At 73.1% G+C, this 26,756-nt stretch carries 26 protein-coding genes; 5 read left to right on the forward strand and 21 right to left on the reverse strand.

Annotated features, from left to right (window positions below; translation table 11 throughout):
* Nucleotides 1–10: 10 nt before the first annotated feature.
* From K7G60_RS28595 to K7G60_RS28605, 3 genes are all read right to left on the reverse strand, one after another.
* Nucleotides 11–1,180 carry an esterase-like activity of phytase family protein gene (locus tag K7G60_RS28595; RefSeq protein WP_225803846.1) on the reverse strand — a complete coding sequence of 390 codons (1,170 nt, stop codon included), beginning with the start codon at nucleotides 1,178–1,180 and terminating at the stop codon, nucleotides 11–13.
* A 134-nt stretch (nucleotides 1,181–1,314) separates the two neighbouring features.
* Nucleotides 1,315–2,916 carry a M4 family metallopeptidase gene (locus K7G60_RS28600; RefSeq protein WP_225803847.1) on the reverse strand — a complete coding sequence of 534 codons (1,602 nt, stop codon included), beginning with the start codon at nucleotides 2,914–2,916 and terminating at the stop codon, nucleotides 1,315–1,317.
* Between the two features lie 143 nt (nucleotides 2,917–3,059).
* Nucleotides 3,060–4,040 carry a LysR family transcriptional regulator gene (locus K7G60_RS28605; protein WP_225803848.1) on the reverse strand — a complete coding sequence of 327 codons (981 nt, stop codon included), beginning with the start codon at nucleotides 4,038–4,040 and terminating at the stop codon, nucleotides 3,060–3,062.
* A gap of 289 nt (nucleotides 4,041–4,329) precedes the next feature.
* On the opposite strand from K7G60_RS28605, the gene K7G60_RS28610 reads away from it, so the two are divergent.
* The 4 genes from K7G60_RS28610 to K7G60_RS28625 all read left to right on the forward strand — a co-directional run bounded on the left by K7G60_RS28610 (nucleotide 4,330) and on the right by K7G60_RS28625 (nucleotide 9,013).
* The gene (locus K7G60_RS28610; protein ID WP_225803849.1) at nucleotides 4,330–4,950 is read left to right on the forward strand and encodes a carbonic anhydrase; all 621 of its coding nucleotides are present in this window, start codon (nucleotides 4,330–4,332) and stop codon (nucleotides 4,948–4,950) included.
* 8 nt (nucleotides 4,951–4,958) lie between these two features.
* Nucleotides 4,959–5,603 (forward strand): L-threonylcarbamoyladenylate synthase, encoded by a 645-nt coding sequence (locus K7G60_RS28615; protein WP_225803850.1) that lies wholly within the window; start codon nucleotides 4,959–4,961, stop codon nucleotides 5,601–5,603.
* 232 nt (nucleotides 5,604–5,835) lie between these two features.
* Nucleotides 5,836–7,386 carry a FadD3 family acyl-CoA ligase gene (locus tag K7G60_RS28620; RefSeq protein WP_225803851.1) on the forward strand — a complete coding sequence of 517 codons (1,551 nt, stop codon included), beginning with the start codon at nucleotides 5,836–5,838 and terminating at the stop codon, nucleotides 7,384–7,386.
* 13 nt (nucleotides 7,387–7,399) lie between these two features.
* Nucleotides 7,400–9,013 (forward strand): NAD(P)/FAD-dependent oxidoreductase, encoded by a 1,614-nt coding sequence (locus K7G60_RS28625; protein ID WP_225803852.1) that lies wholly within the window; start codon nucleotides 7,400–7,402, stop codon nucleotides 9,011–9,013.
* A gap of 70 nt (nucleotides 9,014–9,083) precedes the next feature.
* On the opposite strand, the gene K7G60_RS28630 is transcribed toward K7G60_RS28625, so the two are convergent.
* The 10 genes from K7G60_RS28630 to hsaA (K7G60_RS28675) form a co-directional block, all read right to left on the reverse strand.
* A complete protein-coding gene (locus tag K7G60_RS28630) occupies nucleotides 9,084–9,998 on the reverse strand; it encodes an alpha/beta hydrolase (protein ID WP_225803853.1) in 915 nt (304 codons plus the stop codon).
* Nucleotides 9,995–10,759 carry a glucose 1-dehydrogenase gene (locus K7G60_RS28635; RefSeq protein ID WP_225803854.1) on the reverse strand — a complete coding sequence of 255 codons (765 nt, stop codon included), beginning with the start codon at nucleotides 10,757–10,759 and terminating at the stop codon, nucleotides 9,995–9,997. Before K7G60_RS28635 ends, K7G60_RS28630 begins: the two co-directional genes overlap by 4 nt.
* Nucleotides 10,759–11,529, reverse strand: coding sequence for a glucose 1-dehydrogenase (locus K7G60_RS28640; protein ID WP_225803855.1), 771 nt, complete (start codon nucleotides 11,527–11,529; stop codon nucleotides 10,759–10,761). Before K7G60_RS28640 ends, K7G60_RS28635 begins: the two co-directional genes overlap by 1 nt.
* Nucleotides 11,530–11,537: 8 nt before the next feature.
* On the reverse strand, nucleotides 11,538–13,217 hold the full coding sequence (locus K7G60_RS28645) for an FAD-dependent oxidoreductase (protein WP_225803856.1): 1,680 nt from the start codon (nucleotides 13,215–13,217) through the stop codon (nucleotides 11,538–11,540).
* A gap of 80 nt (nucleotides 13,218–13,297) precedes the next feature.
* On the reverse strand, nucleotides 13,298–14,167 hold the full coding sequence (locus tag K7G60_RS28650) for a MaoC/PaaZ C-terminal domain-containing protein (RefSeq protein ID WP_225803857.1): 870 nt from the start codon (nucleotides 14,165–14,167) through the stop codon (nucleotides 13,298–13,300).
* The gene (locus K7G60_RS28655; RefSeq protein ID WP_225803858.1) at nucleotides 14,167–14,655 is read right to left on the reverse strand and encodes a flavin reductase family protein; all 489 of its coding nucleotides are present in this window, start codon (nucleotides 14,653–14,655) and stop codon (nucleotides 14,167–14,169) included. The genes K7G60_RS28650 and K7G60_RS28655 overlap by 1 nt, the downstream gene beginning before the upstream one ends.
* Nucleotides 14,643–15,536, reverse strand: a complete 894-nt coding sequence (locus K7G60_RS28660; RefSeq protein WP_225803859.1) for a VOC family protein — start codon at nucleotides 15,534–15,536, stop codon at nucleotides 14,643–14,645. Before K7G60_RS28660 ends, K7G60_RS28655 begins: the two co-directional genes overlap by 13 nt.
* Before the next feature lie 43 nt (nucleotides 15,537–15,579).
* Nucleotides 15,580–16,452 carry a 4,5:9,10-diseco-3-hydroxy-5,9,17-trioxoandrosta-1(10),2-diene-4-oate hydrolase gene (gene hsaD, locus K7G60_RS28665; RefSeq protein ID WP_225803860.1) on the reverse strand — a complete coding sequence of 291 codons (873 nt, stop codon included), beginning with the start codon at nucleotides 16,450–16,452 and terminating at the stop codon, nucleotides 15,580–15,582.
* A 12-nt stretch (nucleotides 16,453–16,464) separates the two neighbouring features.
* Complete coding sequence (gene hsaA, locus K7G60_RS28670) at nucleotides 16,465–17,631, reverse strand: 3-hydroxy-9,10-secoandrosta-1,3,5(10)-triene-9,17-dione monooxygenase oxygenase subunit (RefSeq protein ID WP_225803861.1); 1,167 nt, start codon at nucleotides 17,629–17,631, stop codon at nucleotides 16,465–16,467.
* Between the two features lie 303 nt (nucleotides 17,632–17,934).
* Complete coding sequence (gene hsaA, locus K7G60_RS28675) at nucleotides 17,935–19,104, reverse strand: 3-hydroxy-9,10-secoandrosta-1,3,5(10)-triene-9,17-dione monooxygenase oxygenase subunit (protein ID WP_225803862.1); 1,170 nt, start codon at nucleotides 19,102–19,104, stop codon at nucleotides 17,935–17,937.
* Nucleotides 19,105–19,284: 180 nt separating this feature from the next.
* Between hsaA (K7G60_RS28675) and K7G60_RS28680 the strand changes: the two genes are divergently transcribed.
* Entirely contained in the window at nucleotides 19,285–20,163 is an 879-nt protein-coding gene (locus K7G60_RS28680) for an IclR family transcriptional regulator (RefSeq protein ID WP_225803863.1), read from the forward strand.
* Here K7G60_RS28680 and K7G60_RS28685 read toward each other — a convergent pair.
* From K7G60_RS28685 to K7G60_RS28720, 8 genes are all read right to left on the reverse strand, one after another.
* Entirely contained in the window at nucleotides 20,147–20,593 is a 447-nt protein-coding gene (locus tag K7G60_RS28685) for an SRPBCC family protein (RefSeq protein ID WP_225803864.1), read from the reverse strand. The genes K7G60_RS28680 and K7G60_RS28685 overlap by 17 nt on opposite strands.
* A gap of 126 nt (nucleotides 20,594–20,719) precedes the next feature.
* Nucleotides 20,720–21,496: an SDR family oxidoreductase gene (locus K7G60_RS28690; RefSeq protein ID WP_225803865.1), complete on the reverse strand. Its 777-nt coding sequence runs from the start codon at nucleotides 21,494–21,496 to the stop codon at nucleotides 20,720–20,722.
* A gap of 13 nt (nucleotides 21,497–21,509) precedes the next feature.
* Nucleotides 21,510–22,556 carry a ferredoxin--NADP reductase gene (locus K7G60_RS28695; RefSeq protein ID WP_225803866.1) on the reverse strand — a complete coding sequence of 349 codons (1,047 nt, stop codon included), beginning with the start codon at nucleotides 22,554–22,556 and terminating at the stop codon, nucleotides 21,510–21,512.
* On the reverse strand, nucleotides 22,549–22,911 hold the full coding sequence (locus K7G60_RS28700; RefSeq protein WP_225803867.1) for a hypothetical protein: 363 nt from the start codon (nucleotides 22,909–22,911) through the stop codon (nucleotides 22,549–22,551). Before K7G60_RS28700 ends, K7G60_RS28695 begins: the two co-directional genes overlap by 8 nt.
* A 1-nt stretch (nucleotide 22,912) precedes the next feature.
* On the reverse strand, nucleotides 22,913–24,067 hold the full coding sequence (locus K7G60_RS28705) for a Rieske 2Fe-2S domain-containing protein (RefSeq protein ID WP_225803868.1): 1,155 nt from the start codon (nucleotides 24,065–24,067) through the stop codon (nucleotides 22,913–22,915).
* A 25-nt stretch (nucleotides 24,068–24,092) separates the two neighbouring features.
* Nucleotides 24,093–25,115 carry a 4-hydroxy-2-oxovalerate aldolase gene (gene dmpG / locus K7G60_RS28710; protein ID WP_225803869.1) on the reverse strand — a complete coding sequence of 341 codons (1,023 nt, stop codon included), beginning with the start codon at nucleotides 25,113–25,115 and terminating at the stop codon, nucleotides 24,093–24,095.
* 12 nt (nucleotides 25,116–25,127) lie between these two features.
* Nucleotides 25,128–26,039, reverse strand: coding sequence for an acetaldehyde dehydrogenase (acetylating) (locus K7G60_RS28715; RefSeq protein ID WP_225803870.1), 912 nt, complete (start codon nucleotides 26,037–26,039; stop codon nucleotides 25,128–25,130).
* A gap of 7 nt (nucleotides 26,040–26,046) precedes the next feature.
* Nucleotides 26,047–26,756 (reverse strand): 2-keto-4-pentenoate hydratase (locus tag K7G60_RS28720; RefSeq protein ID WP_225803871.1); only part of this gene is annotated, 710 nt, incomplete at its 5' end.

A 26,756-nucleotide genomic window follows, 5' to 3' on the forward strand; every position in this document is an offset into this window, starting at 1 on the left:
CGTGCCGGGGTCAGCGGACGGCGAGGGCGACGATCTGGGTGACCGCCTCCGTGTCGAAGTTGTCGTCGCTGACCAGGATGAGCGACCGCTCGCCGGACGGCAGGTCCGGGCCCCACGTCATGCCTTCGGTGTTGTCGACGGTGGAGAGGCCGAGGGTGTCGAAGTCCGCGACGAGCGTCTTGCGCATCGCCACCACGGCCCGTCCGGCCAGGGACTCCATCGTCTGCACATCGGTCGCGCCGCGCGTGGTGGCGTCGTAGAGGCGGATCTTGTATCCCGAGCCGGCGACCCAGGTGCGTTCGAGCACGAGGTAGCGCTCGGGGTCGTCGGGGAAGGCGAGGATCGACGGGACGCCGGTGTCCGGGCCCCAGGGGCTGGTCGGGTCGGACTCGGCGAAGATCTTCTCGATGGGGTACGCGAACTGTCCGAGCACCCGGCCGCCCCGCGTCTGCTGCGTGACCCGGACGAGGGCGCCGTGCTGCAGGTCGGGTACGGGGCCGTCCTGGATCAGGGGGCCTTCGACCGCGCTGGTCACCACGCGGCCGCGGGCGCCGAAGGTGATGGCCTCGATCGCCTGGTTACGGCGCGGCCCGCGCTCCTCCATGGTGATCTCGTAGTTCGACGGCAGCCGCAGCCGGCCCAGGTGGGCGCCGGTGGAGTCGGCGAACTGGACGGACGGCTGGATCACCGGTCCGGCTCCGGCCGCCTTGGGCCGGTCGCCCTCCTGTGCCCACCAGTAGTGGCAGCTGCGCGGGTCGACCCGGATCTCCTCGGGATCGACGGCCCTGCCGTCCCCGACGGACGGCGAGGGGTAGACGGAGCCGTCCGGCTGGAGGAACGGGTGGGTGCCGGTGAAGTCGACGGAGTGCACGCCGGCCGCGTCCACGTCCAGCTCGGCGGTGTAGAAACGGGCGGGCTGCAGATACGAGCGGTCGTCGCTGATGAACACGTACTCGCCGGTGCACCGGTTGCGGTCGACACCGGAGAAGCCGCCGACCGTGGTGCCCCGGAAGTCGAGCTTGTGCGGAACGATTTTCTCACCGAGCAGACGGGCGTGTGCCGCGCGCTCCGACGGGCGGTCTTCTCCGCCGGGTTGGGCGGCCACGGCCACGGCGGGGGCCAGCGTCGACGTCAGGAGCAGGGCCGCGGCGAGCGCCCGGCGCGTCAAAGAAGATCTCATGCTGATGATCTTGCCGTCGCCCGGCGTCACGGCGCAGTCACCCAACCGGGTATTCCTGCCGGTACGGAGCTCCCGGTCCCCGCCGTCACGGCGGGGGCCGGGAGGATGATCGGACCGGGCGATGTGCCGGTGCGTCAGAGGACGTTGACCCCGGTCCAGGCCGCGGCCACGGTGGCGTACTCGGGGCCGGTGGCGCCGTACAGGTCCTTCGCGGCGTTCAGGGTCGCCGCGCGGGCGCCCTTGTAGTCCGTGGTGGAGGTCATGTAGACGGTCAGCGCCCGGTACCAGATGGCGGCGGCCTTCTGGTTGCCGATGCCGGCGACGGTGGAGCCGTTGTACGTCGGGCTGTTGTAGGCGACGCCGTTGATCGTCTTGGTTCCGCTGCCCTCGGAGGCCAGGTAGAACCAGTGGTTGCCGACGCCCGAGGAGTTGTGCACGTCGAGCCGGCCGACGGACTTCGACCAGTAGTCGGCGGAACGGCCGTCCAGGGAGGGCTTGTCCATGCGGCGCAGCCACGGCGGGGTGGACTGGTCGCTGAAGAGGTAGTCCGGTGTGTCGATCGCGTTGTCGGCGTACCACTCCACCATCGTGCCGAAGATGTCGCTGGTGGCCTCGTTCAGACCGCCGGACTCACCGCTGTAGCGCAGGTTGGCGGTGGCGGAGGTGACGCCGTGGGTCATCTCGTGGCCCATGGTGTCGAGGTCGACCTGCTCGGGGTCGACCGTGCCGTTGCCGTCGCCGGTCATCATGCAGAAGCAGGCGTCCGACCACTGGGCGTTGTCCCAGTTGGTGCCGACGTGGACGAAGACGGTGGCGCCGCGGCCGTCGTTCTTGATGCCGTTGCGGCCGAAGGTGCTCTTGTAGTAGTCGAAGGTCTTCGCGGTGTTGGCGTGCGCGTCGACGGCGGCGGTGGCGCGGTCGGTGGAGAACTTCCTGCCGTCGCCCCAGATGTTGTCGGCGTCGGTGAACAGGGTGCCGGAGGAGCTGTTCAGCGACGAGGACGAGACGTTGCGCGCGTCCTTGGTGACGTGGCCGCGGAGCGGGTCGATCAGCGCGAAGGTGCCGTTGGCCTGCTGGGTGGTGTCGAGGGTGACGTCGCCGGTGTACTCGGAGTGGCCGGTGCCGGTCGACTCGTGCTCGGCGTCGTAGTTCTCGATCGCGGCGCCGGTGGTGGCGTCGGTGACGAAGACCTCGCCGTGCGGCTGGCCCTTGTCGCCCAGGCCCCGCACGGTGGTGCGCCAGGCCAGGCGGGGGGTGCCGTCGGCGGCCCACACGATCAGCTCGGGGGTGGACCTGGCGTCGCGCACCAGGCCGTTCGCGCGCTCGAGGGCGCCGGCCGCGGTGCCCTCGGCGTCGATCGCGGGGGTGACGGAGGCGAGCGCCACCTTGCGGGCCTTGGCGTGGGTGGAGCCCTTGAGCGAGCCGTCGGCCTTCTGGTGGACGACGAAGTCGCCGCCGACGACGGGGAGGCCGCGGTAGGTGCGGTCGAAGCGGACGTGCTGGGTCCCGTCGGCGTCGATCACGACGTCCTTGACCCGGAGCGCCTGGCCCGCACCGAAGCCGAAGGTGTCGGCGTGCCGGGTCACGTTCGCCTCGGCCCGGGATATCGCCGTGTCGCGGACGGAGTTCCCGTGCTGCGCCGCGTCGGGCTGCGAGTACGCCGGTACGGCCACCGCGCCCGTGGTGATGACGGCGGCGGCGACCATCGTGGAGAGGGCAAGGAGAGGACGGGACATGACGGGGTGTTCCTTCGCTCGTCGTGGGGGGTGACGACGTCCTTGGACGTTGACGCGAAGTGTTCACCAGGTGACATGTTCCTGACGTGATCCCATATGGGGTACAGCCCCGGAGTTATAGGGGCGGAACGGGGCCCGGCCGGTCAGCCGTCCGCGCCGAGCGCGAACTCCTCACCGCCGTCCTCCCACCAGGCCAGGTACTGCGGCCGCCGCCTCACCAGCGACAGGTACTCCGCGAGCAGACGCTCGCCCACCGCGTCGGCGAGCTCCGGCGGAACCGACTCCGGGTTCCAGGCCAGTTGCAGCCGCCGGTGGAACGGGACGTCCACGAGCGGTCGCTGCACGGTGCCCTGGTCGGACACCTCGGCGCTCGGCCACACCCCGCAGACGGCACGCCGGCCGGCGACCAGGATCTGCGCCACGGACAGGTCCGGTGTCACGTGCGCGATGCGCGGGGTGAATCCCGCCGACTGGCAGGTGAGATGGAGATAGGCGTGCACGCCGCTCTCGTCGGCCTCCGGCATCACCCACTCCTCGCCCCCGAGGTCGGCCAGGCCGACGCTCTCCCGGTGCGCCAGCGGATGGTCCTCGGCGAGCAGGACGAAGACCGGCTCGCGCACCAGCGTGCGCGTCACGACCGACTCGCCGACCGGAAGCGGGAAGCCGGGGAACTCGCCGAAGACCGCTATGTCGCATTTCGACCGGCTCAGCGCTTTCACGAGGGTGTGCACCGAGCGGCGGGCGTCGATGGTCAGCCGGCCCTCCGGAACGAGCTCGAAGAGGGCGGATATGAGCAGTGACACCAAGGGGCCGGCCGTACCGCCCGCCCGCAGCGGCGGGACGGTTCCGCCGTCCGTCCCGGCGGCCGATCGCGCGTGCTCGCGCAGCCGGTCGAAGCCGACCACGAGGTCACGCGCGCAGCGCAGGACGTACTGGCCGTTCTCGTTCGGCCTCACGCCCTCGGCGCTGCGGACGAAGAGCGGACCGCCGAGCTCCTGTTCGATCCGTTTCAGTTGGGCGCTCGTGGCGGGCTGGGAGAGCTGCAGGCGCGCGGCGGCTTTGCGGATGCTGCCGGCCTCGGCGACGGTGAGCAGGACACGGAGGTGCCGGAACTCGAGGTGCATGAACTTTCCCCGCTCAGGGCGGAGGGCCCCGTGCACCCCCCGTGACCAGCAGAACCAGCTGCCCGAGGGGCATGGTCACCAAGAGTCCGACGGACCCGCCGGGGCGGCAACCACGGGAGGGCAAAATCTACGTGCGCATGACACGGTTGTACATCGGCGTCGCGCTGCCGGACGGCACGCCGTCCCGCTGCCGGACCGCACGCCGGCGGGGCGCCGCCCTCGCGGGCCCGCTCCCTCGTCCGGGGGACCGGCCGGGGGCCGGCCGAGGACGGCTCGTTAAAGTGGGGGCATGCCTCGTACCTCGCCTTCTGCCGCTCTCGAAGCCATGCTCGCCGGTAACCGCCGCTTCGTCGCCGGGACCCCGGAACACCCCAACCAGGACGCCGCCCGCCGTGCGCAGCTCGCACCCGGGCAGGAGCCGTTCGCGGTCATCCTCGGGTGCTCCGACTCGCGGCTCGCGGCCGAGATCATCTTCGACCAGGGACTCGGCGACCTGTTCGTCGTACGGACCGCGGGCCATGTGCTGGGGTCCGAGGTGCTGGGCAGCGTCGAGTACGCCACGAGCATGCTCGGCTGCCGGCTGGTCGTCGTCCTGGGACACGACTCGTGCGGCGCCGTCGCGGCGGCCCGCACCGCGGTGGAGGACGGGCTGCCGGCGGTCGGATTCGTACGGGACGTGGTGGAGCGGGTGACGCCGAGCGTCCTGGCGGCCCGCGCCGCGGGTCTGACCGAGGACAGCGACATCATCGACGAGCACATAAGGCACACGGTGCAGCTGCTCATGGACCGTTCCCGCGTCCTGTCCGAGCAGGTGAAGACGGGCGAGGTGGCGGTCGTGGGACTGGCCTACCAGCTCGCCGAGGGCAACGCCCGGCTGGTGACCTCGCACGGCGTGGAGAGCACGGAGTGAACGATCCCATGGCACAGCGATTCGACTGCTCGGACCCGTCGGCCCGCCCGGCCGGCATCGAGGCGGCGGTGACCGCCCTCGGGCAGGGGCAGCTCGTCGTCCTTCCGACGGACACCGTCTACGGCATCGGCGCCGACGCCTTCGACCCGAAGGCCGTCGCCGGTCTGCTGGCCGCGAAGGGACGCGGCCGGCACAAGCCCTCCCCCGTACTCGTCGGCTCCAGGGAGGCGCTCGGCGACCTGGTCGCGGAGCTGCCGCGAAAGGCCGAGGAGCTGATCGAGGCCTTCTGGCCGGGCGGTCTGACGCTGGTGCTCCGCCACCGGCCCTCGCTCTCCTGGGACCTGGGCGAGACCGGCGGGACGGTGGCCGTGCGGATGCCCGATCACCCCCTCGCGCTCGACCTGCTGGCCGCGGCCGGCCCGATGGCCGTCTCCAGCGCGAACCTCACCGACCGGCCCTCGCCGGAGGACTGCGACGCGGCCTTCGGGATGCTGGGGGACTCCGTGGCGGTGTACCTCGACGGGGGCCGGACCGCCGGGCCGGTGTCGTCGTCGATCGTCGACCTGACCGGCGACACCCCGGTCCTCGTCCGGGAGGGCGTCCTGTCCGCCGCGGAGCTGGCGAAGGTCGTCCCCGATCTGATCGTGCCCTGACCCCTTCGCCACCGCCGCTCCACCACCGCACCGCCGTTCCCCGTTCCGGGGACGGCGGTGCGGTCGTTCCGTGGGACGCGCGGCCCGGGGCGGAAGAAGTCCCCGCACCTTCCCGGTGAGCGGGAACCTCCTCCTGCGCCGGGGCGCCCCTCCCTGTCAGGCTCCGACCCGCTGTGGTTCCACCGCCCGCGCCCCGCCCGGGGGCGGGGCAGCAGGGAGGACGTGACAGATCATGAGGGGCGCGCAGACCATCGCCGGGCTCGCGGACTGGGCCGCGGAGCGGTACGGGGATGAGGAGGCCCTCGTCTTCGGCGAGGAGCGCTGGACGTTCGCGGAGCTCCGCGACCGGATCGACCGGGCGGCACGGGCGGTGATCGCGCGAGGGGTGCGCCCCGGTGACCCGGTCGCCGTGTGGGCCCCCAACAGCGCGCGCTGGGTGGTGGCCGCGCTCGGCGCGGTGGCTGCCGGCGGGGTGCTGGTCCCGGTGAACACCCGCTACAAGGCGGCCGAGGCCGCCGACATCCTGCGCCGCTCCCGGGCCCGGCTGCTCTTCACCGAGCACGACTTCCTGGGTACGGACTACCGCGCGCTGCTGGCGGCCTCCGGGGAGGAACTCCCGCTCCTGGAGCGGACGGTGGCCCTGCACTCGACGGACTGGCCGCGGTTCCTGTCGGCGGCGGACCGGGTGACCGGGGAGGAGCGGCTCGCCCGTACCGCCGCCGTGCGCCCGGCCGACACCGCCGACGTCCTCTTCACCTCCGGCACCACCGGCCGCCCCAAGGGCGTGCCCACCACCCACGGGCAGAACCTGCGCGTGTACGACGCCTGGGCCCGTACGGTCACCCTCCGGCGCGGCGACCGCCACCTCCTCGTCAACCCGTTCTTCCACACCTTCGGCTACAAGGCGGGCGTCCTCGCCTGTCTGCTGCGGGGGGCCACGATCGTCCCGGAACGGGTCTTCGACGCCGGGGCCGTGCTCGGCCGGATACGGGACGAGCGCATCTCCGTCCTGACCGGCGCCCCGACGGTCTTCACCTCGCTCATCCACCATCCCGAGCGCGAGGCGTACGACCTGACCTCGATGCGGATGGCGGTCACGGGCGCGGCGAACATCCCCACCACGCTCATCGAGGAGATCAGGACGTCCCTCGGCGCGCGGAGCGTCAACACCGCGTACGGCCTCACCGAGTCGACGGGCGTGGTCGCGATCTGTCCGCCGCACGAGTCCCCGGAGACCCTGGCCCGCACCTCCGGGACGGCCCTGGAGGGCACGGAGCTGCGCGTCGACGCCCCGCCCGGGGAGCCGGGCGAGATCCTCACCCGCGGCTACCACGTGATGCACGGCTACCTCGACGACCCCGAGGCCACCGCCCGGGTCGTCGACGCGGACGGCTGGCTGCACACGGGGGACGTCGGGGTGCTCGACGAGCGCGGATTCCTGAGGATCACCGACCGGCTGAAGGACATGTTCGTCGTGGGCGGGTTCAACGTGTACCCGGCGGAGGTGGAGCAGGTGCTGCGCGGCCACCCGGCGGTCCTGGACGCGGCGGTCGTCGGCGCGCCGGACGAACGGCTCGGGGAGGTCGGCGTCGCGTACTGCGTACCGGCCGGCGAGGACGGCATCGACGCGGCGGGGCTGACCGCGTACACGCGCGAGCGGCTGGCCAACTTCAAGGTCCCGCGCGCCTTCCGCGCCGTACCGGCGCTGCCGCACAACGCGGCGGGCAAGGTCGACAAGAAGGCGCTGCGACGGTCGGCGGCGGACACCACCACCACTCGATGAGGAGAGTACGAACGTGAACGACAGCATCACCGAGTCCGTCGACGTGGTCGTCGTCGGAGCGGGCGTCACCGGTCTGTACGCCGTGCACAGGCTGCGCGGTCTCGGCCACAGCGTGCGCGGCTTCGAGCGCGGGGACGACGTGGGCGGTGTCTGGTACTGGAACCGCTACCCCGGCGCCCGTTGCGACGTGGAGTCCGTGGACTACTCGTACTCCTTCGACGAGGAGCTCCAGCAGGAGTGGGACTGGAGCGAGAAGTACGCGACGCAGCCGGAGATCATCCGCTATCTGCGTCATGTCGCCGACCGCTTCGACCTGCGCCGCAGCTACACCTTCGCGACCTCGGTGACCTCCGCCGAGCTGGACGAGGAGACGCTGCGCTGGACGGTCCGCACGGACGGCGGCGAGGTGGTGTCGGCCCGGTACTGCGTGTTCGCCGTCGGCTGCCTCTCCAGCACGCACATGCCGGACATCCCGGGGGCCGGGGACTTCGCCGGCGCCACCTACCACACCGGTGCCTGGCCGCACGAGGGCGTGGACTTCGGCGGGCTGCGCGTCGGCGTGATCGGCACCGGCTCCTCCGGCATCCAGGCCGTCCCCCTGATCGCCGAACAGGCGGCGCACCTCACCGTCTTCCAGCGCAGCGCCAACTTCAGCATCCCGGCGGGGAACGCGCCCCTGGACGAGGAGACGCGCCGCCGGCAGAAGGCCGGCTACGCCGAGCGGCGGCGGCTCTCGCGGCTCAGCGGCGGCGGCTCGCCCCACGCGGCGCACCCCTCGCCGACGTTCGCCGTCTCCCCCGAGGAGCGGCGGGCCGCGTTCGAGGAGCGCTGGGAGCTCGGCGGCGTCCTGTACTCCAAGACGTTCCCCGACCAGCTCACCGACCGCGCGGCGAACGACGAGGCGCGCGCCTTCTGGGAGGAGAAGGTCCGCGCGATCGTCGAGGACCCGGCCGTCGCGGACCTCCTCGTGCCGACGGACCACCCGATCGGCACCAAGCGGATCGTCACCGACTCGCACTACTACGAGACGTTCAACCGCGACGACGTGCGCCTGGTGAGCCTGCGGGAGAACGCGATCGAGCGGATCGACCGCACCGGGATCGTGCTGGCCGACGGGACCCGGGTGGAGCTGGACGCGATCGTGTTCGCGACCGGTTTCGACGCGATGACCGGGGCGATCGACCGGGTGGACGTCCGGGGGCGGGACGGCCGGAGGCTGAAGGAGGTGTGGAGCGGGGGTCCCCGCACCTATCTGGGCCTGGGCGTCGACGGCTTCCCGAACCTGTTCAACCTCACCGGGGCCGGCAGCCCGTCGGTCATGGCCAACGTCGTGCTCTGCGCCGAGCAGCACGTCGACTGGCTCGCCGACTGTCTGCGCCACCTGGACGAGCACGGCTACCGCGCGATCGAGGCGAGCGAGGAGGCCGTCGAGCAGTGGGTCGCGCAGTGCCGCGACCGGGCGGCGGCCACGCTGTTCCCGGCGGCGAACTCCTGGTACCTGGGGGCCAACATCCCCGGCAAGCCCCGGGTGTTCATGCCGTTCATCGGGGGCTTCGGGGTGTACGGGGAGATCATCGCGGACGTCGCGGCCTCGGGGTACAAGGGGTTCACGCTGATACGGGGCTGATGCGAGCCCCCAAGGGAAAGCGCCCCGCCCCCACCGGTCAGGTGGGGGCGGGGCGCAGGCGTGCCGGCGGTCAGCGCCGGGCGAGCGCCTCGCGCAGGGCGGCGAAGGCGGTCGCGCGGGCCTCGGCCGCCGCGGGCAGGGCGCCCGCCATGGAGAGGAAGCCGTGGAACATCCCGGCGTGGTGGCGGGCCTCCACGGGGACGCCCGCGGCGGCGAGGGCCTCCGCGTACGCGAGGCCGTCGTCCCGCAGGGGGTCGAAGCCGGCCGTGACGACCTGGGCCGGCGGGAGCCCGGACAGGTCGGCGCCCGCCAGCGGGGCCGCGTAGGGGCTGGTGCGGTCCGCCGGGGCCTGCAGATAGCCGTCCCAGTACCAGCGCAGGTGGTCGGCGGTGAGGAAGTAGCCCTGGGCGTTCTCCCGGTGGGAGGGGCGGGAGCGGGTGGGGTCGAGCATCGGGTAGTACAACGCCTGGCAGGCGATCTCGGGGCCGCCCCGGTCGCGGGAGAGCAGGGTGAGGACGGTGGCGAGGTTGGCGCCCGCGCTGTCCCCGGCGACGGCGATCCGACGGCCCGGGTGGACCGCCGCCGCCCACAGCAGGGCCGTGTAGGCGTCCTCGGGGGCGGCGGGGAAGGGGTGTTCGGGGGCGCGGCGGTAGTCGACGGAGACGACGATCGCCTCCGTGGCCAGGGCGAGGGAGCGGCAGAAGCCGTCGTGGCTGTCGAGGTCGCAGAGGACGAAGCCGCCCCCGTGACAGAAGACGATCACGGGGGCGGTCTCGTGGACGGCCGGGTCGTAGACGCGTACGGGCACGCCGTCGGCGTCCTCGTCCGTGACGCGGGCGACGGGCGGCGGTGGGACGGCCGGCCCGGGGCGGGCGGCGAAGAAGGCGCGCACCTCGGCGATGTCCGTCATCTCCGTCGCCAGCGGGGGGAAGCCGGCGGTGGCCAGGTCGATGACCGCCTGGACCTCGGGGTCGGGCCGGTTCACGTGTCGGCTCCTTTCGGGGTGAGGACCGGCATGCGGCCCGCCGACGCGCCGCCGTCCACGGCGAGTTCGGCGCCGGTCAGGTAGGAGGAGTCGTCGGAGGCGAGGAAGGCGACGAGGCGGGCGACCTCCTCGGGCTCCCCCACCCGTCCGAGCGGGGCGGCCGGGTGTTCCCTGGTCTCCAGGTGTGCGGTCATGGCCGTGGCGATGGCTCCCGGGTGGACGGAGTTGACCCGGATGCCGTCCGGGCCGAGCTCCAGGGCCGCCGTTCTCGTGAGGCCGCGCAGTCCCCATTTCGCGGCTCCGTACGCGCCGTGTCCCCAGATGCCCTGGAGGCCGGCCTGCGAGGAGATGTTGACGATGGACCCGCCGCCGCTCTCCCTCATCGCTCCGGCGACGGCGCGGACGCCGAGGAACGGGCCGATCAGGTTGACGCGGAGGATCGCCTCCAGGCGGGCCGGGTCCTCCTCGGTGATGGGCGAGGTGGAGTGGATGGCGGCGTTGTTGACGAGGACGTCGAGCCGGCCGAAGGCGTCCAGGGCGGTGGCCACGGCGGCCGTCCAGGAGTGTTCGTCGGTCACGTCGTGGCGTACGAAGCGGGCGGCGGTGCCGAGGGAGGAGGCGGTCGCCTCTCCCTCCGGCTCCAGGACGTCGGTGAGGACGACCTTCGCGCCGAGGGCGGCGAACAGGCGGGCCTCGGCCTCGCCCATGCCGCGTGCCGCGCCGGTGACCAGCGCGACCTTTCCTGTCAGGTCGACGGGCATCAGGTGTTCTCCTCGATCGGTCGGAGGGCCGGGCCGGTCGTCCAGCCGCCGTCGACGGCCAGTTCGGCGCCCGTCACGTACGAGGCGGCGTCCGAGAGCAGGAAGACGACCGCCCGCGCGATCTCGTGGGGTTCGCCGACCCGTCCCATCGGTGTGTCCGGGTACTTCCCCTCGCCGCGCTCGATGCCCACGTGGGCGGTCATCGGGGTGTGGGTCATGCCGGGGTGTACGGAGTTGACGCGGATCCGGGCGGCGCCGAGCTCCACCGCGCCGAGTCTGGTGAGCCCGCGCACGCCCCATTTGGCCGCGCCGTAGCCGGCGGTCCTGGCCAGGCCCATGAGGCCGGCGGCGGAGGAGACGTTGACGACGGACCCGCCGCCGCCCTCCCGCATCGGCGGGATCACGGCCCGCATGCCGAGGAAGACGCCGGTGAGGTCGATGTCGAGGACGCGCCGGAAGTCCTCGGCCGTCTGTTCCTCCAGGAGGTGGGAACCCCCGGATATCCCGGCGTTGTTGACGAGGCCGTCCACCCGGCCGAACGCGGCGGCCGTGAAGGCGACGACCTCGCGCCAGTCGTCCTCGGAGGTGACGTCGTGGCGGACGAACCGGGCGTGGCCGCCGAGCCGCTGCGCCGTGGCCCGCCCCTCCTCCTCCCGCACGTCGGTGAGGACGACCCGGGCGCCGGACTCGACGGCGGCCCGGCCGGTCTCCGCGCCGATCCCCCGCGCCCCGCCGGTGATGATCACCGTTCTGCCCCGCAGGTCCGTCATCGGGCCGCTCACCGCGCCTCGGCGGAGCGCGTCCGGGCGATGTGGCCGGCCGCCAGCCAGCTGAAGGTCATGGCGGGGCCGATGGTCGCGCCGGGTCCCGGGTAGGTCTCCCCCATGACGGCGGACGAGACGTTGCCGGAGGCGTACAGGCCGTCGATGGGCGTGCCGTCCTCCCGCAGCACCCGGGCGGTGGCGTCGGTGACCAGGCCGCCCTTGGTGCCGATGTCGCCGGGGTGGACGGGGACCGCGAAGTAGGGGCCCTTCTCCAGCGGCGCCAGGTTGGGGTTGGGCAGCGTCGGGTCGCCGTAGTAGCGGTCGTAGACGCTGTCCCCGCGGTGGAAGTCCTCGTCGCGGCCGGCGCGGGCGAAGCCGTTGAAGCGGTCGACGGTGGCCCGCAGCCGCTCCGGGGCGACGCCGATCCGGTCGGCGAGCTCCTCGACGGTCGCGGCCTTCTTGACGAAGCCGCTCTCCAGCCACGGCCTGGGGAAGGCCTGGCCCGGGAAGAGGCCCGTGAAGACGTAGCGGGCCTTGGCGGTGGCGTCGAGGATCAGCCAGGACGGCACGGTGGTCGCCCCGGGCCTGTCGTTGGCGTACATGGCGTCGACGAACTCGTGGTACGGGGCGGCCTCGTTGGCGTAGCGCTCCCCCGCCGCGTTGACGATCACCATGCCGGGGATGCCCCGGTCGGCGACGAGGAAGAACGGCTTCCCGTCGGGGGGCACCACCGACGGCGCGCCCCAGACCCGGTCCATCAGGTCGGTCGCGGCGCCGAGGGCAGTGGCCGGCTCCAGGGCGTCGCCGGTCTGGCCGTCGGAGGCGGAGCTCCACTCGGTGGAGGTGGGAGCCGGCAGGTGCTTCTCGCGGAGCCGCTGGTCGTGGGAGAAGCCTCCGGAGGCGAGGACGACGCCGCCGGTCGCCCGGACGGTGAGCGCACGGCCGCCCCTGGTGATCCGGACGCCGGTGACCCGGCCGGCCTCCTCGACCAGTCCGGTCAGCGGGGCGGAGAGCCACAGGTCCGCACCGAGGGCGTCGAGCGAGTGCCGCATGCGGGCGATCAGCGCCTCGCCGAGGGAGAGCGGTTCCTTGCCGGTGAGCTTCGCCCCGACCGCCTGGGCACCGACCTTGAGGGCGGTGCGGCGGCCGGCCCAGGTGCGTCCCACCATGTTCAGCTGCCGGAAGTCCTTGGAGGTGATGGTGAGGCCGTAGGTGGGCAGCCCGGCGCGGCGCATGGTGGCGCGCTGTTCGGGGCCGAGCCTCCTGAAGTCGAAGACCTCCGGTTCGACGGAGCGGCCCTGCGGGTAGCCGCCGAGCCGCTCGGGGTAGTAGTCGGAGTAGCCGGGGGTGTAGACGAACCTCACGGCGGTGCGGTCGTGGAACTCCCGTACCATCCGCGGCCCGTGGGTGACGTAGGCGTCCTTGCGCTCGGCGGGGACCCGGTCGCCGACCGTGGCGTCCAGGTAGGCGCGGGCCTTCTCGGGCGTGTCGCCGAGGCCGGCGGCGTCCAGGTGGAAGTTGTTCGGGACCCAGATCGCGCCGCCGGACAGGGCGGTCGAGCCGCCGTAGACGTCGGTCTTCTCCACCACCAGGGCGGTCAGTCCGCGCAGCCGGGCGGTGATGGCCGCGGCCATGCCGGCGGCGCCGGAGCCGACGACCACCACGTCGTAGGTGTGGTCCCACTGGTCGTTCATCGTGTTCTCCCTGGTCGTGTCGGGCAGGCCCTGGGTGGGTCGGCGGCCGGGGCGGGCCGTCCCCCGCCCCGACCGCCGGGTCATCGCGCGGTGATCCGCGCGTCGGTGAGGACCGGCGCGTCCTCGCGGTCCGCGGCCGTGGCCGTCAGCCGGTGGCCGTCGGGGGTGTCCCAGACGCGCAGCCGCAGGGTCTCGCCGGGGAAGAAGACCCCGGCGAAGCGGGTGCGGCAGGCGGCGACCGCGCTCGCGTCGCCGCCGAGCAGCCGGTCGGTGACGGCCTTGACCGCCATCCCGAAGGTGCAGAGCCCGTGCAGGACGGGGCGGTCGTGGCCCGCGCGCCGGGCGGTGGCGGGATCGGCGTGCAGCGGGTTCCAGTCGCCGGTGAGCCGGTAGAGCAGGGCCTGCTGACGGAGCGTCGGGATCTCGACCACCAGGTCGGGCTCGCGGTCGGGGGCGGGGAGGCGCTCGGAGGGGCCGCGGTCGCCGCCGAAGCCGCCCTCCCCGTGGACGAAGATCTGGTTGCGCTGGGTGACCAGCGGCTCGCCGTCCTCGCCGAGGAGGGTGGACTCCTGGACGATGACGGCGGCCCTGCCCTTGTCGTACACGTCCGTCACGCGGGTGACGGCGGTGCCGCGGGCGGCGGCGGGCAGGGGCCGGTGGACGGTGATCTCCTGGCCGCCGTGGAGGACGGCGGCCAGGTCGATGTCCACCCCGGGGTGGTCGAAGACCTGGAAGCCGACGCCGCCGGTGCCGCCCGCGACGACTCCGAAGGTGGGCAGGACCTGGAGGCCCCGCTCGTGCCCTTCGTAGGCGTAGCGCAGTTCGCGCGGGTCGGTCTCGGGGACGCCGGCGCCGAGGGCGAGATGGTAGAGCCGTACGTCGCGCTCGTCCCACCTGGCGTCGGTGCGCACCGGCGGCGCGGAGGTCGCCTTCTCGGCGTCGATCGGCATCAGAAGGCTCCCACGGCGTAGCGGCTGCGGAAGAACAGCAGCGGCCGGCCGTCCTCGCCGGCGTCGAGCGCCACCACCTGCGCGGTGACCAGGTGGTGGTCCCCGGCCTCGTACACGGCGTCGAGTTCGCACTCCACATGGGCCAGGGCCCCGTCGACGCGCACGGTGCCGTGCCCGCCGGTGCTCCAGGGCACCCCGGCGAACTTGTCGGGGCCGCTGCGGCCCAGTGCGGCGCAGGTGGCCTGCTGGTCCTCGGCGAGGATGTTGACGCAGAAGCGGCCCGCGCGCTCGATCCTCGGCCAGCTGGTGGAGTTCTTGCCGACGGCCAGCATGACCAGCGGGGGGTCGAGGGAGAGCGAGGCGAAGGACTGGCAGGCGAACCCGACGGGCTCCCCGGCGTCGGCGTCGAGCGTCGCCACCACCGTGATGCCGCTGGCGAAGCGGCCGAGCACGTCCCGGAACTCGGAGGGGGCGATCAGCCGTTCCACTGGTGGCCCCAGAAGCTGTCGGCGGTGATCTCCTTCGCGACCCAGGTGGCGGGGTCGACGACGAGGCCGTCCCAGCCGTACTCGACCTGGAAGCCGCCGGGGGCCTGGGCGTAGAAGGACACCATGCGGTCGTTGGTGTGGCGGCCGAGGCTGGACGCGATGGGGATGCCCGCGGCGTGCATGCGGTCGAGGCCGCGGCCCACGTCGTCGAGGGTCTCCAGCTCCACCATGAAGTGCACGATGCCGGGGGGCAGCGCGCCCGGGTAGAGACCGAGGCTGTGGTGGCGGCGGTTGGGGCTGAGGAAGTGCATCCAGTGGAAGTCCCGCTGCTCGGTGGCGGTCGGGACGGCCTGCGGCGGCAGCTTCATCGAGTCGCGCAGCTGGAAGCCGAGCAGGTTCTCGTAGAAGTCGAGCGCGGCCCCGATGTCCGGCACGGGGAGCACGACGTGGCCGAGGCCCAGGTCGCCGGTGACGAAGCGGTTGCCGTACGGGGTGCCGAGCGCGGTGTGGTCCTGCGCCTGGCCCCAGTAGATCTCCAGCGGGTTGCCGCCCGGGTCCGTGACGTGGATCAGGCCCCGCACGCGGCGCTCGGCGAGTTCGGCGGGATCGGCGGCCTTGACGGCGACGCCGGCCGCCTCCAGCTCCTCGGCGGCGGCGGCGAGCGCGGCGGCGTTCGCCACCTCCCAGCCGGCCGCGAGGAGCCGGTCGCTCTCGCCCGCCTGGATGACGATGCGGTGAACGCGGTCGTCCAGGCGGAGGCAGAGGGTGTCCTCGGTGGTGCCGGATGCCTCCACCATGCCGAGGACGTCGAGCGCGTAGCGGCGCCACTCGTCCAGGGTGGTGGTCTCCAGGCGCAGGTAGCCGAGAGCACGGATGTCCATGGTGTGCACCTCTTCGGTGGAAGGTCCAGAAGGTTCGGAAGGTTCAGTGGGAGAAGAAGTCGACGGCGAGGCGGTTGAACTCGTCGGCCCGCTCGGTCTGGGCCCAGTGGCCGCAGTGCGGGAAGACGTGCAGACGGGCGTCGGGGATGGTCTTGAGGGCGACCAGGGCGCCGTCGAGGGGGTTGACGCGGTCCTCGCGGCCCCAGGTGAGGAGCACCGGCTGGGTGATCCGGTGGGCCTCGCGCCAGAGCATCGTGTCCCCGGCCCAGGCGGGCTCGGCGAACGAGGCCGCCATCCGGGCGCTGCCGAGCCGGGTCTCGGGGTCGGTGGCCGAGGCCCAGCGTTCCTCGACGAGTTCGTCGGTGACGATCGACTGGTCGTACGCCATCACGCCGAGGAAGGCGCGCAGTCGCTCACGGGTGGGCTCGGGGGCGGCGTTGAACTCGAAGAGCCGCTTGATGCCCTCGGTCGGGTCGGGGGCGAAGAGGTTGACGGAGACCCCGCCGGGGCCCATCAGGAGGAGCTTGCCGACCTTGTCCGGGTGGTTCAGGGCCATGCGGACGGCGGTGCCGCCGCCGAGGGAGTTCCCGACGAAGTGCGCCTGCCGGATGCCCAGTCCGTCCATGAGGGCGGCGACGGCGTCCGCGCTGTAGCTGAAGTAGTCCTTGTCGAGCTTCGGCTTGTCCGAGCGGCCGAAGCAGGGCTGGTCGACGAGCAGGGTGCGGAAGTGCTCGGCGAAGACGGGGAGGTTGCGGCCGAAGTTGCTCCAGGCGGAGGCGCCCGGGCCGCCGCCGTGCAGCATGATCACGACGGGCGCCTCGGCCTCCCGGCCGACGGGTGCGGCCTCGTGGTAGTGGAGGGTGAGTCCGGCCGCCTCGGCGGTGCGGGAGGTCGACTCGCGGGTGAGCTCTGCCATCGTCGGCGCCTCTCAGGCCATGGTGTCTTGGATGTCGATGCCGAGCGCGCTCTGCCCGTACATGACCAGGGCCCGCTCGGGGTCGTTGGCGGCGTGGCCGCGGCCGGTGTGGGCGTCGCGCCAGGCGCGCTGGACGAGCCCGGGGCCGGTGCGCATGGCGCTGCCGCCGGAGTTCTCCATGAGCAGGTCGACCGCCGCGACGGAGCGTTCGGTGGCGAGCACCTGGTCGCGGCGGGTGCGCGTGCGCAGCTCCATCGGGATCTCCTCGCCGCGCTCGGCGAGGGCGTACATCTCGCCCATGTTGCGGGTCAGCTGCAGCCAGCTCGCGTCGATGTCGCTGGCGGCGCGGGCGATGCGGACCTGCGCGAAGGGGTCCTCGGCGACCTTCTGCCCGTACGAGACGCGGAACCGCTGCCGGGTGGCCTCGGCGTAGGACTCGAAGGCGCCCTCGGCGATGCCGACGATCGGGGTGGAGATGGTGGTGGTGAACACCCCGGCGTACGGCAGCCGGTACAGCGGCTCGGGGTTGACCTCGTGACCGGGCACCTTCAGGGCGGTGACCGGGCCGAAGCTCAGGGCGCGGTGGTCGGGGACGAAGACGTCCTCGACGACGACGTCGTTGCTGCCGGTGCCGCGCAGGCCGACCGTGTCCCAGACGTCGTCGACGCGGTACTCGGACCGGGGGACCAGGAAGGTGCGCATGTCGACCGGGTTGCCCTCGGCGTCGGTGACGAGGCAGCCGAGGAGCGCCCAGTGGGCGTGGTCGCAGCCGGAGGAGAAGTGCCAGCGGCCGGAGAGCCGGAAGCCGCCGTCGACGGCGGTGGCCTTGCCGGTGGGGGCGTACGAGGAGGCGATGCGGGTCTTGGGGTCCCGCCCCCACACCTCCTGCTGGGCGCGGGGGTCGAACAGGGCGACGTGCCAGGGGTGGACGCCGACCACGGAGGCGACCCAGCCGGTCGAACCACAGGCCTTGGCGATCTCCTTGACCGCCGTGTAGAAGACCACCGGGTCGGCCGCGCGGCCACCGAAGGCCTTGGGCTGGAGCAGCTGGAAGAAGCCGGCGTCCTCCAGTTCCTTGACGGAGGTGTCGGGCACGCGGCGCAGCGTCTCGGCCTCGGCCGCGCGGTCGCGCAGGGCGGGAGCGAGGTCGCGGATCGCTGCCAGGACGTCATCGGCCATGGGGGCGTCCCCTTTCGGGTCGTGGTGGGGGAATGCCAGGACCGTACGGCGTGCCGTACGGCGGCGAAATGCGCTGCTCCCACTGAGCGGGAACCACCGCGGGGAGGCTCCGCCGGGAGGGCGCGGGCGGGTCCGCCGGGACGGGGCGAGAGCGGGCCGGCGGCCGCGACGACGGGGGCAGAGCGACGGGGCGGGCCGCCGCGTGGGAGCGGGGCCCGTCCGGCGCCGCTTCGGAACAGGGCCGTCCGGCGTCGTTTCGGAACAGGGCCGTCCGCCGTCGTGTCCGAAGGGGCGGTCCGCTCGTCAGAGCATCGGGTCCTGGACGTCCATGCCGAGGGCGTCCTGGGCGTAGAGGACCAGGGCCCGCTCGACGTCGTTGGCCGCCTGACCGCGGCCGGTGTGCAGGTCGCGCCAGGCCCTCTGCAGGACGTCGTCGCCCACGCGCAGCGGTCCGCGGCCGGCGTTCTCCATGAGCAGGTCCACGGCGGTGATGGCGCGTTCGGTGGCGAGCGCCTGGTCCCGGCGGGTGCGGGCGCGCAGTTCCCTCGGGATCTCCGCGCCGCCGCGCGCGACCTCGTACAGCTCCGTCATGTTGCGGGCGAGCTGCAGCCGGGCGGCGTCGATCTCGCCGGCGGAGCGGGCGAGGCGCACCTGGGCGAAGGGGTCCTCGGCGGCCCGCCGGTCGTGCGCGGCGCGGAGGCGCTCGCGGGCGGCGGTGACCTGGTCCTCGTGGGCGCCTTCGGCGATGCCGACCATCGCGGTGGAGATGGCGGTGGTGAAGACGGCCGCGTACGGCAGCCGGTACAGCGGTTCGGGGTGGACCTCCTGCCCGGGGCAGCGCAGCGTGGTCACCGGGCCGTAGCCGAGCGCCCGGTGGGCGGGGACGAAGGCGTCCCCGACGAGGATGTCGTTGCTGCCGCTGCCGCGCAGGCCGACCGTGTCCCACACGTCGTCGACGCGGTAGTCGGTGCTCGGCACCAGGAAGGTCAGCATGTCGACCGGCCGGCCCTCGCCGTCGGTGACGAGGCCGCCGAGCAGCGCCCACCGGGCGTGGTCGCAGCCGGCGGAGAAGTGCCAGCGGCCGGAGAGCCGGAAGCCGCCGTCGACGGGGGTGACCTTCCCGGTGGGGGCGTGGGAGGAGCAGATCCGGGTGGAGGCGTCCGCGCCCCAGACCTCCTCCTGGACCCGGGGGTCGAACTGGGCCACGTACCAGGGGTGGACGCCGAGGACCGACGCCGCCCAGCCGGTCGATCCGCAGGCCTTGGCGATCTCGTGCACCGCGGCGTAGAAGACGGCCGGGTCGGCGGCGAGTCCGCCGTACGCCCGGGGCCGGAGCAGCCGGAAGAAGCCGGCGGCCTCCAGTTCCCCGACGGAGGCGTCGGGCACCCGGCGCAGCCTCTCCGCCTCGGCCGCGCGCTCGCGCAGGGCGGGGGCGAGGGCGCGGACCGCCGTGAGGACGTCGTGGTCGCGCATGGTGTCCCTCTCGGATTCCGGTCCGGCGTGCCGTGACGAGAGGGAACCTACGCGTTACTGTTCCGAGACGGAACTCCCCCTTCCCAGCGCCTGTCATCCTCTGGCAATCTCCACGCAATACCGGAGATTACGGACCCAGCCACGGGCCCTTCGGCCGTGCTGTCCGTGTGGGAGGTGCCGATGACGACCAGTGCTGTCGAGCCCGTCGAGACCGGAGCGCCGCCTCTGTCCCTGCTGGAGAAGGCGGCGAAGGTGCTGAGCGCCTTCGAGAGCGCGGGGCCCCGGCTCACCCTCACCGAGGTCGTGCAGCGCTCGGGCATCCGCCGGTCCTCCGCCCACCGCATCCTCGACCAGCTGGTGCAGCTGCGCTGGCTGGAGCGCGAGGGCCGCGACTACCGGCTCGGCATGGGAATGCTGGAGCTCGGCGCCATGGCCTCGCACCACAACCGGCTCCGCCGGGCGGCACTGCCCCATCTGCACGCGCTGCACGAGTCCACCGGCCATCTGGTGCACCTCACGGTGCTCGACGGCTCCGAGGTGGTCTATCTGGAGCGGATCGGCGGTTCGGACGACTCCGTCGTGCCGTCGCGGACGGGCGGGCGCCAGCCGGCGTACTGCACGGCCTCGGGCAAGGCGATCCTGGCCTTCGGCGACGGCACGACGGTCGAGCAGGTCATCCGGGACGGGCTGCGGGCACGTACCCCGCGCACCATCACCCGCCCCGAGTCCTTCCGCCGTGAGCTGGCGATGACGCGGGAGCGCGGCGTGGCCTTCGATCACGAGGAGGGGTACCGGGGGGTGTTCTGCGTGGCCGCCCCACTGCGCGGCGCCGGCCGGGCCGTCGCCGCGATCTCGGTGAGCGGCCACGGCGTCCACCGGGAGATGGAGCGGCTGGCCCCGGCCGTGCGCGGCTGCGCGCGGTCGGTGTGGCAGTCGATGTTCGGCCCGGGGCGGCAGCCGGAGAAGCGGGCCCGGCCGGCCGGCGCGGGGCCCGCGGGGCTTCCGCAGCCCTCGATGGACAACATGATGGCCTGGCTGCGCTTCAGCGACTGGATGTGAAGCGCGCCCGCAGGGCGGCGAGGCCGGTGCCGTACGTGCCGTCCCCGAAGACCGCCTCCACCCGGGGCACGACGTCGTCCGTGCTCCTGTAGGAGGCGGACCAGCGGACCTCGGCACCGTCCGGGTGCGGGTGCACGGCGAGCGTCGCCACGTAGGCGTGGACCGGGAGCGGGACGGGGTCGAGGAGGGCGTAGCGGTACGAGCGGGCGGCCGCGTCGCGGTCGAGCAGGCGCTCCCGGGCGACGGCCCGGCCGTCGACCGTGAAGACCCGGACGGTGCCGGGGGCGTCGGGGGCGCCGCCGTCCTCCAGGGCGGAAGGCGGCACGTGGGGGTGCCAGTCGGCGAGAGCGCCGAAGTCGCCGATGACCTCCCACACGGCGTCGGGGGTGGCCGGAAGGACGGCGGAGCGTTCGAGCGTACGGGGGTTCACGGGCGTCTCCTCAGGACGGATGCGAGTACGGGTACGGGTGTGCCGCGAGGGACACCCGCACGGGTGCCCCTCCAGGTCCTCTCCGGGTCCTCTCCGGGTCCTCTCCGGGTGGCCTCGTACGGATCGTCACCAGGTGCGGTCGCCGCGCAGGACCGCGTCGGCGCCCCCGTCGGCGAAGACGACCTGTCCGGTCACGAGGGCGTTCTCGGGCGAGGCCAGCCACGCGATGAGCGGGGCGATCTGCTCGGGGCGGGCGTGGCCGTGCAGCGGCATCGGCACGCTCCGCTCGACGAGCCCCCGCATCTCGGGGTCGTCGAGCAGCCGCCGGGTCAGGGGCGTGACGACCACGCCGGGGGCCACGACGTTGAGCGGGACGCCCTCGCCGGCCCATGCCCCGGTGGGTGCGGCGCGACGGACCCAGCGGGAGATCGCCGCCTTGGACGAGGAGTAGACGAGGTGCCCCTCGCCGCGGTCGACGGCCGCCCGCGAGGCGGCCACCGCCGCCTCCTCGTCCCCGGCGAGCGCGGCGTCCACGATCGCGGGATCGACCGGGTGGACCGAGTCGACGGATCCGACGACCACGGCCCGGGGATCGGTGCCGGCCACGAGCAGCGGACGCAGTCCGTCGAGGGTGGCCGCGGCACCGAAGTGGTTGACCCTGACCGTGAGGGGGTCGAAGTGCGCGACGCCCGCGCAGGAGACGACGGCGTCGAGACGGCCGCCGGTCAGCTCGCGGGCCCGGGCGACGAGTTCGGCCCGGCCCTCCGCGGTGGACAGGTCGGCGCGGATGTCGGCGTCGGCGAGGTCGGCGCCGATGACGGTGTGGCCGCGCCGCCGCAGGAGCGCCGCGGTGGCCTCGCCGATGCCGGAGGCGGCGCCGGTGACCAGACAGGTTCGGGACATGACGGTCTCCTCCTCAGGAGTAGGTGATCTCGACCCGGTCGGTGAGGGGCAGGGCCTGGCAGGCCAGGACGTATCCCTCGGCGATGTCCTGGTCGTCCAGGGCGTCGTTGCGGAGCATCTCGACCTCGCCGGCCACGACACGGCAGGTGCAGGCGCTGCAGGCGCCTTCCCGGCAGGAGTACGGGGCGTCCACGCCCGCGGCGAGGAGCACGTCGAGCAGGGGTGCCGTCGGCGGCCAGGCGACCGTGTGGGTCTCGCCGTCGAGCTCGACCTCGGCCGTTCCGCCGCTCCCGGCCGCCGCGCCCCGCGGCACGGCCGGGGCGTCGAAGACGTCCGCGCCCAGGGAGAAGAACCGTTCCCGGTGGATGCGGTCGCCGGGCGCGCCGAGCGTGCGCAGGGCCTGCTCGACGGCGTCCATGAGCGGCTGCGGGCCGCAGACGAAGGCCTCGCGGCCGGCGTACGGCGCGAGCGTGGCCGCCAGCCGGTCCACGGACGGCAGGCCCTGGAGCGACTCCAGCCAGTGGAGCACGAGCAGCCGGTGCGGGTGGTCCTGGGCCAGTGTCCGCAGTTCGTCGCGGAAGACCACCGAGGACTCGTCGCGGTTGGCGTACAGCAGCGTCACCCTCCCCCGGCCCTCGGCGAGGGCCGATTTGGCGATCGACAGGACCGGGGTGATGCCGCTGCCTCCGGCGACGAGCAGCAGGTCGCCGTCGAGGGAGTCCGGGGTGAAGGTGCCGGCCGGGGGCAGCACCTCCAGTTCGTCGCCGGCCGTCAGCCGGTCGCAGACCCAGTTGGAGCCGTACCCGCCGGCGACCCGTTTGACGGTGATCTTCAGGGGCTCGCCGGTGTGGGGCGAGCTGGCGAGGGAGTAGCAGCGGGCGGCCGGCCTCCCGTCGGCGCCGGGCAGCTTCAGGGTGAGGAACTGTCCGGGGCGGTACGCGAAGCGGTCCGCGCTCTCCGCCGGCGCCCGGAGCACCAGGGAGTGCGCGTCGGCCGTCTCGGCGATGACCTCGACGACGCGCAGCCGGTGGGTGCGGGCCCCGGTCGTGGGCTCAGGCATCGACGGCCTCCGGGGTGCCGACGCCCGGCGTGCCGGACTCCGGCGAGTCAGTCCCCGGGGCACCGGACTCCGGAGAGACGGACTCCAGGGAGCCGGGCTCCGCGGCCCCGGACTCCGCGGGGCCGGACTCCGGGGTGCCGACCTCCAGGGTCCCGTCCTCGACCGCGCGGTCGATGCTCGCCCGCAGGGCCCGGCAGGTCCGCAGCCGGGCGGTGGTCACCCCCGGGCGCACCCGGTCGCGGAACTCCGCGCAGGCGACGGCCGCGTCGGCCGTCCACTGCACGGAGGTGTGGGCGACGCTGAACTTCTCGCACAGGACCTGGTTGCCGCAGGCCGCGCACTCCACCGCTCGCACGTCAGGCTCCGCTTTCCGTCTCCGCCGCGCGGCGGGCGAGGTTCTCCGCGACCTCGGCGCGCCATGCCGTGTTGGCGCGCCGGGTGTCGATCTCGAACTCGAAGCGGCGGGTCATCTCGTCCTTGACGTCGGCGACGTCGACGTAGAACTGCTCGTACCAGCGGCGTAGTTGGTAGACCGGGCCGTCCTCCTCGGTGAGCAGGGGGTTGTCGATCCGGGTCTTGTTCCGCCAGATCTCGACGTCCTGCTCGAAGCCGACGGTGGCGCCCTCGGCGGTGAGCCGGGCGGCCTCGGCGGCCTGCTCGTCCGTCATTCCGGGCAGCCGCTTCACGATCGCCCCGTACTGGAGCAGGAAGCTGTTCTCGTCGATCGGGTAGTGACAGTTGATGAGGACGATCTCCATCTCCGCGCCGCCGCCGACGTCGCTGTAGAGGTGGTCGATCATGTAGGAGGGGCCGTGGTAGGAGGCGTCGGAGCGCAGGCGGCCGGAGCTGAGGGTGCCCAGTTCCATGTCCCCGCGGGGGCTGCTCTCCATGTACTGCGTGGCGACGTGGCCGTCGAAGACGTTCTTGAAGTACTCGGGGAAGGCGTAGTGGACGTAGTAGAAGTGCGCCATGTCCACGACGTTGTCCACGATCTCCCGGCAGTTGGCGCCCTCGACCCGGAGGGTCTTCCAGGTCCAGTCGCTCCACTGGTCGGCGTCCGGGCCGTGGATGCCCGCGATCTCGGGGACGGTCACCTCGGGGGGCGGCGGGTTGCCCTCGGGGTCGTGCCAGACGAAGAGCTGCTCGTTCCGCTCCAGGGAGATCCAGGCGCGGGTCCTGGCGCGCGGGGGGACCCGGCGGGCGTACGGGATGCCGGCGCAGCGGCCGTCGCCCGACCAGCGCCAGTCGTGGAAGGGACAGGCGACGGCGTCGCCCTTGACGGTGCCCTGGGCGAGGTTGCCGCCCATGTGCGGGCAGTAGGCGTTCAGGACGTGCAGCCGGCCGTCGCCCTGTCCCCGGAAGACCACCAGCTTGGTGCCGAAGGCCTCGATCTCGTGCGGCTTTCCGTCCTTGAAGGCCTCGGCGAGGCCGAGGCAGTGCCAGCCCCGGGCGAACCGCGTCGGCGGCCTGCCCGTCTCGATGACCCGGACCTCGTCGTTGAGAGCAGTCATCTCGTCCCTCCTGGTTTCTCTCGGTTCACTTCTGAGCGGCGAGTTCGACGGCGATGTCGATGAGCTGGTCCTCCTGGCCGCCGACCAGGCGGCGCTCGCCGGCGCGCAGGAGGATCTCGGCGCCGGAGACCCCGTAGCGCTCGGCCTGTCGGTAGGCGTGCTTGAGGAAGCTGGAGTAGACGCCGGCGTGGCCCATCAGGAGGGCGAGCCGGTCGAGCCGGCACTCGTCGTCCATGACGGGGCGGACGACGTCCTCGGCCGCGTCGATGATCTTCAGTACGTCGACGCCGGTACGGATGCCCATCTTGGCGCAGACGGCGACCAGGGCCTCGACCGCGGTGTTGCCCGCACCGGCTCCGAGCCGGCGGGTGGAGCCGTCGATCTGGAGGGCTCCCGCCCTGATCGCGGCGATGGAGTTGCCGGTGCCGAGGGCCAGGTTCTCGTGGCCGTGGAAGCCGACCTGGGCGTCGTCGCCGAGCTCGGAGACCAGGGCCTCGACGCGGGCGGTGACGTCGTCCATGACCATGGCGCCGGCCGAGTCGACGACGTACACGCACTGGCAGCCCGCGTCGGCCATGACGCGGCCCTGCCGGGCCAGCTTCTCGGGGGTCGTGGAGTGGGCCATCATCAGGAAGCCGACGGTCTCCAGGCCCATCTCCCGGGCGAGTCCGAAGTGCTGGTCCGCGATGTCGGCCTCGGTGCAGTGGGTGGCGATGCGGCAGATGCCCGCGCCGTTGCCGTGGGCGGCCCGGATGTCGTCCTTGACGCCGAGGCCGGGGAGCATGAGGAAGGCGATCCTGGCCCGCCGCGCGGTCTCCACCGCGGCCTTGATCAGTTCTTGCTCGGGGGTGCTGGAGAAGCCGTAGCTGAAGGAGGATCCGCCGAGTCCGTCGCCGTGCGTCACCTCGATCACCGGGACGCCGGCGTCGTCGAGGGCGGCGACGACGGACCGTACGTCGTCGGCGGTGAACCGGTGGCGCTTGGCGTGCGAGCCGTCGCGCAGCGAGGAGTCGGTGATCCGGATGTCGAGGGTGTCCGAGTAGGGCATGCGGGGTGCTCCTTACGCGCCGGGAGCGAGGATCGCCTTGGCGAACTCCTCGCCGACCCTGGTGGCGGCGGCGGTCATGATGTCGAGGTTTCCGGCGTAGGGCGGCAGGTAGTCGCCCGCGCCCTCCACCTCCAGGAAGATCGCGACGCGTGCCATCCCGCCGTTCTCCGGGCTCGGGTCGTCGAACTGCGGTTCGGCGCGCAGCCGGTAGCCGGGCACGTAGGAGGCGACCTGGTCCGCGACCTCCTTGACGGAGAGCGCGATGGCGGACCGGTCGGCGTCCTCGGGGACGGCGCAGAAGACGGTGTCGCGCATGATCACCGGTGGTTCGGCGGGGTTGAGGATGATGATGGCCTTGCCGCGCGCGGCGCCGCCGATGGTCTCGATGCCTCGTGAGGTGGTGCGGGTGAACTCGTCGATGTTCGCCCGGGTTCCGGGGCCGGCCGAGACGGAGGCCACCGAGGCGACGATCTCCGCGTACGGCACGGGGACGACGCGCGAGACCGCGTACACCATGGGGATGGTGGCCTGTCCGCCGCAGGTGATCATGTTGACGTTGGGCCGGTCGAGGTGCTCGCGGAGATTGGCGGGCGGTACGACGGCGGGTCCGACGGCCGCGGGTGTCAGGTCGACCGCCTTGATGCCGAGTTCCGCGTAACGCGGGGCGTTGGCCCGGTGGACGTAGGCGCTGGTGGCCTCGAAGACGATGTCGGGCCTCTCCTCCTGGGCGAGGAGCCGGTCGACGCCTTCGTGACTGGCCTCCAGGCCGGCGCGGGCGGCGCGGGCGAGGCCCTCGCTGTCGGGGTCGACGCCGATCATCCAGCGGGGCTCGACGTGCTCGGAGCGCAGCAGCTTGTACAGCAGGTCGGTGCCGATGTTGCCGGAACCGACGATGGCGGCGGTCGCCTTTGTCTTGATGGCCATGATCACCTCAGATGAACGAGAGGGAGACGGAGCCGAGGCCGGTGAACTCGGCGGTGAAGGTCGCCCCGGCGGCCACGTCGACGGCCCGGGTGCACGATCCGGGCAGCACCACGTGCCCCTTCTTCAGGGGCACGCCGAAGCGGGCGACGGTACGGGCGAGCCAGGCGACGGAGCGGGCCGGGTCACCGAGCACGGCGTCGCTGCGGCCCTCGGCGAGGAGCTCGCCGCCGCTGCTCAACCGGGCGTCGACGGACGTGAGGTCGAGCTCGCGGGGGTCCCGCCCCTCCCCGATGACGTATCCGGCGGAGGAGGCGTTGTCCGCGATGGTGTCGGCGATGGTGATCCGCCAGTCCCGGATCCTGCTGTCGATCAGCTCCAGGGCGGGCACGACGCGTTCGGTCGCGGCGAGGACGTCCGCCGGGGTGCAGGTCCCGCCCGGCAGGTCGTCGCCGAGGACGAAGCCGACCTCGACCTCGACGCGGGGGTGGCAGTAGCGGGCGACGGGGACGGGATCGTGGGGCCGCAGCTCCATGTCGTCGAGCAGATGACCGTAGTCCGGTTCGTCGACGCCCATCATCCGCTGCATGACCGGCGAGGACAGGCCGACCTTGTGACCGCGCACCTCCGCGCCGGCCGCGAGGCGGTGGCGGATGTTGACGAGCTGGATCTCGTACGCGTCCTCGGTGCCGATGCCGGGAAACGCGTCGGTCAGCGGGG

The sequence above is a fragment of the Streptomyces sp. NK15101 genome (assembly GCF_020400725.1).
Classification (GTDB): Bacteria; Actinomycetota; Actinomycetes; order Streptomycetales; family Streptomycetaceae; genus Streptomyces.

Bases quoted from the DNA above. Each gene is read 5' to 3' on its own strand.
- K7G60_RS28595 (WP_225803846.1), bottom strand. From the start codon at position 1,180: ATGAGATCTTCTTTGACGCGCCGGGCGCTCGCCGCGGCCCTGCTCCTG.
- K7G60_RS28600 (WP_225803847.1), bottom strand. From the start codon at position 2,916: ATGTCCCGTCCTCTCCTTGCCCTCTCCACGATGGTCGCCGCCGCCGTC.
- K7G60_RS28605 (WP_225803848.1), bottom strand. From the start codon at position 4,040: ATGCACCTCGAGTTCCGGCACCTCCGTGTCCTGCTCACCGTCGCCGAG.
- K7G60_RS28610 (WP_225803849.1), top strand. From the start codon at position 4,330: ATGCCTCGTACCTCGCCTTCTGCCGCTCTCGAAGCCATGCTCGCCGGT.
- K7G60_RS28615 (WP_225803850.1), top strand. From the start codon at position 4,959: ATGGCACAGCGATTCGACTGCTCGGACCCGTCGGCCCGCCCGGCCGGC.
- K7G60_RS28620 (WP_225803851.1), top strand. From the start codon at position 5,836: ATGAGGGGCGCGCAGACCATCGCCGGGCTCGCGGACTGGGCCGCGGAG.
- K7G60_RS28635 (WP_225803854.1), bottom strand. From the start codon at position 10,759: ATGCCCGTCGACCTGACAGGAAAGGTCGCGCTGGTCACCGGCGCGGCA.
- K7G60_RS28640 (WP_225803855.1), bottom strand. From the start codon at position 11,529: ATGACGGACCTGCGGGGCAGAACGGTGATCATCACCGGCGGGGCGCGG.
- K7G60_RS28645 (WP_225803856.1), bottom strand. From the start codon at position 13,217: ATGAACGACCAGTGGGACCACACCTACGACGTGGTGGTCGTCGGCTCC.
- K7G60_RS28650 (WP_225803857.1), bottom strand. From the start codon at position 14,167: ATGCCGATCGACGCCGAGAAGGCGACCTCCGCGCCGCCGGTGCGCACC.
- K7G60_RS28660 (WP_225803859.1), bottom strand. From the start codon at position 15,536: ATGGACATCCGTGCTCTCGGCTACCTGCGCCTGGAGACCACCACCCTG.
- hsaD (WP_225803860.1), bottom strand. From the start codon at position 16,452: ATGGCAGAGCTCACCCGCGAGTCGACCTCCCGCACCGCCGAGGCGGCC.
- hsaA (WP_225803861.1), bottom strand. From the start codon at position 17,631: ATGGCCGATGACGTCCTGGCAGCGATCCGCGACCTCGCTCCCGCCCTG.
- hsaA (WP_225803862.1), bottom strand. From the start codon at position 19,104: ATGCGCGACCACGACGTCCTCACGGCGGTCCGCGCCCTCGCCCCCGCC.
- K7G60_RS28680 (WP_225803863.1), top strand. From the start codon at position 19,285: ATGACGACCAGTGCTGTCGAGCCCGTCGAGACCGGAGCGCCGCCTCTG.
- K7G60_RS28690 (WP_225803865.1), bottom strand. From the start codon at position 21,496: ATGTCCCGAACCTGTCTGGTCACCGGCGCCGCCTCCGGCATCGGCGAG.
- K7G60_RS28695 (WP_225803866.1), bottom strand. From the start codon at position 22,556: ATGCCTGAGCCCACGACCGGGGCCCGCACCCACCGGCTGCGCGTCGTC.
- K7G60_RS28705 (WP_225803868.1), bottom strand. From the start codon at position 24,067: ATGACTGCTCTCAACGACGAGGTCCGGGTCATCGAGACGGGCAGGCCG.
- dmpG (WP_225803869.1), bottom strand. From the start codon at position 25,115: ATGCCCTACTCGGACACCCTCGACATCCGGATCACCGACTCCTCGCTG.
- K7G60_RS28715 (WP_225803870.1), bottom strand. From the start codon at position 26,039: ATGGCCATCAAGACAAAGGCGACCGCCGCCATCGTCGGTTCCGGCAAC.